Source organism: Paraclostridium tenue (assembly GCF_039521565.1).
Taxonomy (GTDB): Bacteria; Bacillota; Clostridia; order Peptostreptococcales; family Peptostreptococcaceae; genus Paraclostridium; species Paraclostridium tenue.
This window is the reverse complement of sequence record NZ_BAAACP010000009.1, coordinates 122,049-128,048: the sequence shown is the minus strand read 5'-3', so window position 1 is coordinate 128,048 and position 6,000 is coordinate 122,049. Positions and strand designations below refer to the sequence as shown.

At 31.5% G+C, this 6,000-nt stretch carries 6 protein-coding genes, 5 tRNA genes and 2 rRNA genes; all 13 read left to right on the top strand.

What is annotated here, in order from left to right:
- Window positions 1-99 (top strand): 23S ribosomal RNA (locus tag ABFX13_RS08965); the annotation flags it as partial.
- Window positions 100-149: 50 nt separating this feature from the next.
- A 5S ribosomal RNA gene (gene rrf, locus ABFX13_RS08960) occupies window positions 150-266 on the top strand.
- 5 nt (window positions 267-271) lie between these two features.
- A tRNA-Glu gene (locus ABFX13_RS08955) sits at window positions 272-346 on the top strand.
- An 8-nt stretch (window positions 347-354) separates the two neighbouring features.
- A tRNA-Val gene (locus ABFX13_RS08950) sits at window positions 355-430 on the top strand.
- Between the two features lie 5 nt (window positions 431-435).
- A tRNA-Asp gene (locus tag ABFX13_RS08945) sits at window positions 436-512 on the top strand.
- 9 nt (window positions 513-521) lie between these two features.
- Window positions 522-596 (top strand) — tRNA-Gly (locus ABFX13_RS08940).
- Window positions 597-603: 7 nt separating this feature from the next.
- A tRNA-Arg gene (locus tag ABFX13_RS08935) sits at window positions 604-680 on the top strand.
- A 142-nt stretch (window positions 681-822) separates the two neighbouring features.
- The gene (gene cdaA, locus ABFX13_RS08930; RefSeq protein WP_346045102.1) at window positions 823-1,671 is read left to right on the top strand and encodes a diadenylate cyclase CdaA; all 849 of its coding nucleotides are present in this window, start codon (window positions 823-825) and stop codon (window positions 1,669-1,671) included.
- Complete coding sequence (locus ABFX13_RS08925; RefSeq protein WP_346045099.1) at window positions 1,668-2,858, top strand: CdaR family protein; 1,191 nt, start codon at window positions 1,668-1,670, stop codon at window positions 2,856-2,858. The genes cdaA and ABFX13_RS08925 overlap by 4 nt, the downstream gene beginning before the upstream one ends.
- Window positions 2,859-2,996: 138 nt before the next feature.
- Window positions 2,997-3,899 (top strand): phosphate butyryltransferase, encoded by a 903-nt coding sequence (gene ptb, locus ABFX13_RS08920; protein ID WP_346045097.1) that lies wholly within the window; start codon window positions 2,997-2,999, stop codon window positions 3,897-3,899.
- Window positions 3,900-3,925: 26 nt separating this feature from the next.
- Window positions 3,926-5,029 carry a butyrate kinase gene (gene buk / locus ABFX13_RS08915; protein ID WP_346045096.1) on the top strand — a complete coding sequence of 368 codons (1,104 nt, stop codon included), beginning with the start codon at window positions 3,926-3,928 and terminating at the stop codon, window positions 5,027-5,029.
- Window positions 5,030-5,041: 12 nt separating this feature from the next.
- A complete protein-coding gene (locus ABFX13_RS08910) occupies window positions 5,042-5,719 on the top strand; it encodes an ATP-binding protein (RefSeq protein WP_346045094.1) in 678 nt (225 codons plus the stop codon).
- Between the two features lie 41 nt (window positions 5,720-5,760).
- The gene (locus ABFX13_RS08905) at window positions 5,761-5,976 is read left to right on the top strand and encodes a 4Fe-4S dicluster domain-containing protein (RefSeq protein WP_346045092.1); all 216 of its coding nucleotides are present in this window, start codon (window positions 5,761-5,763) and stop codon (window positions 5,974-5,976) included.
- Window positions 5,977-6,000: the final 24 nt, after the last annotated feature.

Below are 6,000 nucleotides of genomic sequence, written 5' to 3'. Positions count from 1 at the left end.
GGGTAAGATCCCAGGAAGACTACCTGGTTGATAGGTCAAAGGTGGAAGTGTAGCAATGCATGTAGCTTATTGATACTAATAGATCGAGGACTTGACCAAAATTGTTTAATCATACAGATGATATGCGGTTTTTAGAGTACTAACTCTAATCTAGTTATTATAGCAAAGAGGATACACCTGTTCCCATTTCGAACACAGAAGTTAAGCTCTTTAGCGCCGATGGTACTTGGTGGGAAGCTGCCTGGGAGAGTAGGACGTAGCTAGGTTAAATGGCCCATTGGTCAAGCGGTCAAGACACCGCCCTTTCACGGCGGTAACAGGGGTTCGATTCCCCTATGGGTCACCATTAAATGTGGGATTATAGCTCAGCTGGGAGAGCACCTGCCTTACAAGCAGGGGGTCACAGGTTCGAGCCCTGTTAATCCCACCAATTGCGGCCTGGTAGTTCAGCTGGTTAGAATGCCAGCCTGTCACGCTGGAGGTCGAGGGTTCGAGTCCCTTCCAGGTCGCCAAGTTTATATGCGGGAATAGTTCAGTGGTAGAGCGCAACCTTGCCAAGGTTGAAGTCGCGAGTTCGAATCTCGTTTCCCGCTCCACTATCGTGGGTGCATAGCTCAGCTGGATAGAGCAACGCCCTTCTAAGGCGTGTGTCCGGGGTTCGAATCCCTGTGCGCTCACCAATCATTTAAAGGAGTTTCACATTAGTGAGGCTCTTTTTTTATTATAAAATATTTTATATATTATAAATTGAATATAGCTGGATTAATATAGTATAATACATATTGTAAACGATTTGAGTATTACAAACAGGAGGACAAAACTGTGTTTAATATAGATTCTTTTTGGCAAGGTTTTATTAGTTTAGCTAAGAATGTGAGCATACCAGATTTAGTTGATATAATCATAGTTACATATATTTTTTATAAAATTTATACATTTATAAAAGATACAAGAGCAGAGCAAGTTTTAAAAGGTATGCTATTTTTATTAATAGCTACAAAGCTTAGTGAAATATTTAATTTACATACATTATATTGGATGTTAGAAAATACCTTAACAGTAGGATTAATTGCTGTACTTATAATATTCCAACCAGAACTTAGATCAGGTCTTGAATATATAGGTAGAACTAAATTTAACTTTTTAGGTAAAAATAATTACACATTAACAGAAGATATGCTAAATAAAGATATAGAAGAGATAGTGGAATGTTTATATTCTTTATCAAGACAAAAAATAGGGGCTCTTATAATAATGGAGAGAGATACTAAAATAGGTGAAGTTATAAATACTGGAACTATAATTGATGGAGATATATCAAGGCAATTATTAATAAATATATTTATACCAAATACTCCTTTACATGATGGAGCAGTTGTAATTAGAGATGGTAAGGTTAAAGCTGCAGCTTGTTTTTTACCTCTTACAGAGAGTAAAGATTTAAGTAAAGATTTAGGTACAAGACATAGAGCAGCTATAGGTGTAAGTGAGATTTCTGATTGCTTATCACTAATAGTATCGGAAGAAACAGGAGCTGTATCTATAGCTAAATCAGGAAAGTTATATAGAAATATGACTAAAGAAAGATTAACTAATATATTACGAAGCAATTTAAAATCTAGTAATCAGAATCAAGAAAAAGGCTTTTTCAAAGGTGGTATATTTAGATGATAAAAAATTTAAAGAATAATACTAAAATAAAGTTAATCTCATTACTAAGTGCATTAGTTTTATGGTTATATGTTATGACAGTAGAAGATCCGGTGGAAATAAGAAATTTTAATAATATACCTATAACCATAACAAACATGAGTATGTTAGAAGATAGAGGATTAGCTATATATCCAAAAGAAGAATTATTAGCTGATATATCAATAAAAGCAAATCTATCTAGCCTTAGGACTATAAACAGAGATAATATATATATATATGGAAGATTAGATGATCCAAAGGAAGGGAAAAATGCTATATATCTACAAGCTAATCTTCCGGAACGTGTTAATAAGTATGATATAAAACCTAGTGTTATAACCGTAGATTTAGAAAAAGTTGTAGATGAAAAAAGAAGTATAGAAGTAAGTACAAAAGGAAAATCAAATATAAATATTGATAATATAGAAATTAGTAAAAAAACAGCAAATGTTACTGGACCTAGAAGTGTTGTTAATAAAGTAACTAGTATAAAAGCAACTGTAGATGTTGATAAAAAAGAAAAAGATTTTTCTACTAAGGTTAAATTGGTGCCTGTAGACAAATCAGGAAATGAAGTAGAAGATGTAAAATTAGAAGATGATTTTGTAGTTGCTACAGTCAAGTTCTTACAACAAAAAGTAGTTCCTGTTAAATTAAAATTAGAAGGAAGTAGTGAAGGGGAAAAAATTATAAAAAATTACAAACTATCTCCAAATGAAATTACTATAGAAGGAAAAAAAGAAGTATTAGATAAAATAAATATTATAAGTACTAAACCTGTTAAAATAGAGGATTTAAAAGATGTAAACAGTGTTGATATTGGACTTGATATTCCAAATGGAATAAAAGTGAATGATAATATTTCAAGTGTTAAGATAGATGTAGATAAAAATATAACAAGTGAATTTGTTATACCAAAGTCAAATATAGATATTCTTAATAAAGAAAGTAACATAGACGCAAAATTAGATTTAAGTAAAGTTCCGGATGATATAAAAGTTACTATTGTACATTCAGATGAAATTAAAGATTTAAGTAAAGATGATATACAACTTTATATAGATATGACTGATAAGTCAAAAGGAGAAGGAAAATATAGTATAAAATATAAAAGCAAATATGATTTTAAAGAAGTTAAGATAGACCCTCAAATAGTAGAGATATAAATTAATATAACAAGATGCAACAAAAATTACTAAGTTAAATAAATAATTATTGTTGCATCTTTTTTATTTTAGATATATGATAAAAATGTAGAGGAAAACAATTTCATAAAAACTTTATATATAAAATGGGGTGACGTATTGAGAAGTTTTAATGATGTAATTAAGTATGCTAAGGAAAGGGGTCCTAAAACTATATCAGTAGCTTGTTCACAAGACAAGGAAGTTTTAATAGCTGTTGATATAGCTAAAAGAGAAGGCATAGCAAAGGCTATATTAGTGGGAGATATAGAAAAAACAAAAAGTATAGCAAATGAATTAAATATAGATTTGAATGAATATGAATTAATAGAAGAAAAAGACTTAGATAAGGCATCTTTAAAAGCGGTAAGTTTAGTATCTGAAGGTAAAGCAGATATGGTAATGAAAGGTTTAGTAGACACATCAATAATTTTAAAAGCAGTTTTAGATAAAGAAGTGGGGTTAAGAACTGGGAATATACTAAGTCATGTTGCGGTATTTGATGTTAAAGGATATGATAGGCTTTTCTTTATAACTGATGCTGCTATGAATTTAGCGCCAGACTTAAAAGCAAAGAAACAAATTATAGAAAATGCATGTGTTGTAACTAATGCTTTAGATATAGAAATCCCTAAAGTAGCAATAGTCTGTGCAAAGGAAAAAGTAAATCCTAAGATGCCAGATACAGTAGATGCTAAAAATTTAGAGGATATGTGTAAAAATGGGGAAATAAAAGGATGTATAGTGGGAGGTCCTTTTGCTTTAGATAATGCAGTATCAGAAGAAGCGGCTAAACATAAGGGAATAGATAATCCAATTGCAGGTAAAGCAGATATACTTTTGGCTCCAGATATAGAAGCTGGAAATATACTATATAAATCATTAGTGTTTTTCTCTGAAAGTAAAAATGCTGGTATCATAGTTGGAGCTAAAGCACCAATAATATTAACTTCTAGAGCGGATAGTGAGGAAACTAAGTTAAATTCCATAGCATTAGGGGTTTTAATGGCTGCAAAAGGTTAAATTGATAAATATACAGGGGGCTTAATATGGAGAAAAAATTTAAAATCTTAACAATCAATCCAGGATCAACATCAACTAAAATAGCTGTTTTTGATAATGAAGAATTATTATTTGAGAAAACACTAAGACACACTTCGGAAGAAATAAGCAAATATGAAAAAATATCAGATCAATTTGAATTCAGAAAACAAGTAATAGAAGATGCCTTAAAAGAAGGTGGAATAAAAGTATCAGATTTAGACGCTGTAGTAGGTAGGGGAGGACTTTTAAAGCCTATAACAGGTGGTACATATAGTGTAGATGAGGAAATGGTAGAGGACTTAAAAGTAGGAGTTTTAGGAGAACATGCATCTAATTTAGGTGGATTAATAGCAAAAGAAATAGGAGATAGTGTAGGCATACCTTCATATATAGTAGACCCAGTTGTTGTAGATGAGTTAAATGATGTAGCTAGAATTTCAGGTATACCTGAGATTACTAGAAAGAGTATATTCCATGCTTTAAATCAAAAAGCTACAGCAAGAAGAGCTGCTAAAGATTTAAATAAGAAGTATGAAGACTGTAACTTTATAGTAGCACATATGGGTGGAGGAATATCTGTTGGAGCTCACTTAAAGGGTTCTGTAATAGATGTAGCTAACGCTTTAGATGGAGAAGGACCATTCTCACCTGAGAGAAGTGGAGGTCTACCAGTTGGAGATTTAGTTAAAATGTGCTTTAGTGGAGAATATACACAAGATGATATAAAGAAAAGAATAAAAGGAAATGGTGGATTAGTAGCATACTTAAATACTAATGATGGTAGAGAAGTAGAAGCTATGATTGAAGCAGGAAATGATAAAGCTAAAATAGTATATGAAGCTATGGCATATCAAGTTGCTAAAGAAATAGGAGCTTGTGCAACTGTTTTAAATGGAGAAGTTGATGCAGTTTTATTAACAGGTGGTATATCATATTCAAAGATGGTTACAAATATGATAATAGATAAGGTTAAATTTGTGGCTGAGGTAAAGGTTTACCCTGGCGAAGATGAAATGATAGCTTTAGCTCAAGGGGGGCTTAGAGTTTTATCAAATGAAGAAGAAGCTAAAGTTTATGGTAAAGAACTAGCTATAGCTAATACATTATAAAAAGGTGATTAAATGATAGTAAATGACAAGAGAATTAGAATCATCATAGGTCACTATGGTAGTGGTAAAAGTGAGTTTTCCATGAATTATGTTACACGTCTTAGGGAACTTATAGATACAAAAGTTGCAATATCTGATTTAGATGTAGTAAATGTCTATTTTAGAACTAGGGAGAAAAGGGATTTTTTACAGTCTAAAGATATATTACCAATAGATAGTTCAGTTCAAGCAACTACATTAGATTTACCAGCAGTATCTGCTCAAGTTACAAGTCCAATAACTGATAAAGAATATAATTATGTAATTGATGTAGGTGGAGATGATGTAGGAGCTAGAGTTTTAGGAAGATTTAGTCATTTAATAGAAAAAGATGATTATGATATGTTTTGTGTAGTAAATGCAAATAGAGAGAAAACTCAAACAGCACAAGATGTTATAAATCACATTAAATCTATAGAAAAAACTTCAAATCTTAAAGTGACAGGACTTGTTAATAATACACATTTAGTTAGAGAAACTACTGTAGATGATATTTTAAAAGGAAATGAATTAATAAAAGAAGTTTCAAATTTAACGGGCATACCTATAAGATATGTCACGTGTTTAGAAAGCTTGATACCTCAACTTCCAAACAACTTAAGGGGAGAAATATTCCCAGTTAAATTATACATGAGGGAATGTTGGATTTAATAAGAGGTTTAAATATATACAGTTCAAGGGAGGCTAATTTTATGGCTAAGGGAAAAGTAACTTTTGACCAAGACTTTTGTAAAGGGTGTGCACTTTGTGTAGATGCATGTCCAGTTAAAATTGTAGAGATAGACACAACTACAATAAACAATAAGGGGTATAATCCAGCTACTGTTTCAGATTTAGACAAGTGTATAGGATGTGCAAATTGTGCAACTATGTGTCCAGATGCAGTTATAACAGTTGAGAGAGACTAAATATAAACTTAAGGGGGAATTAAA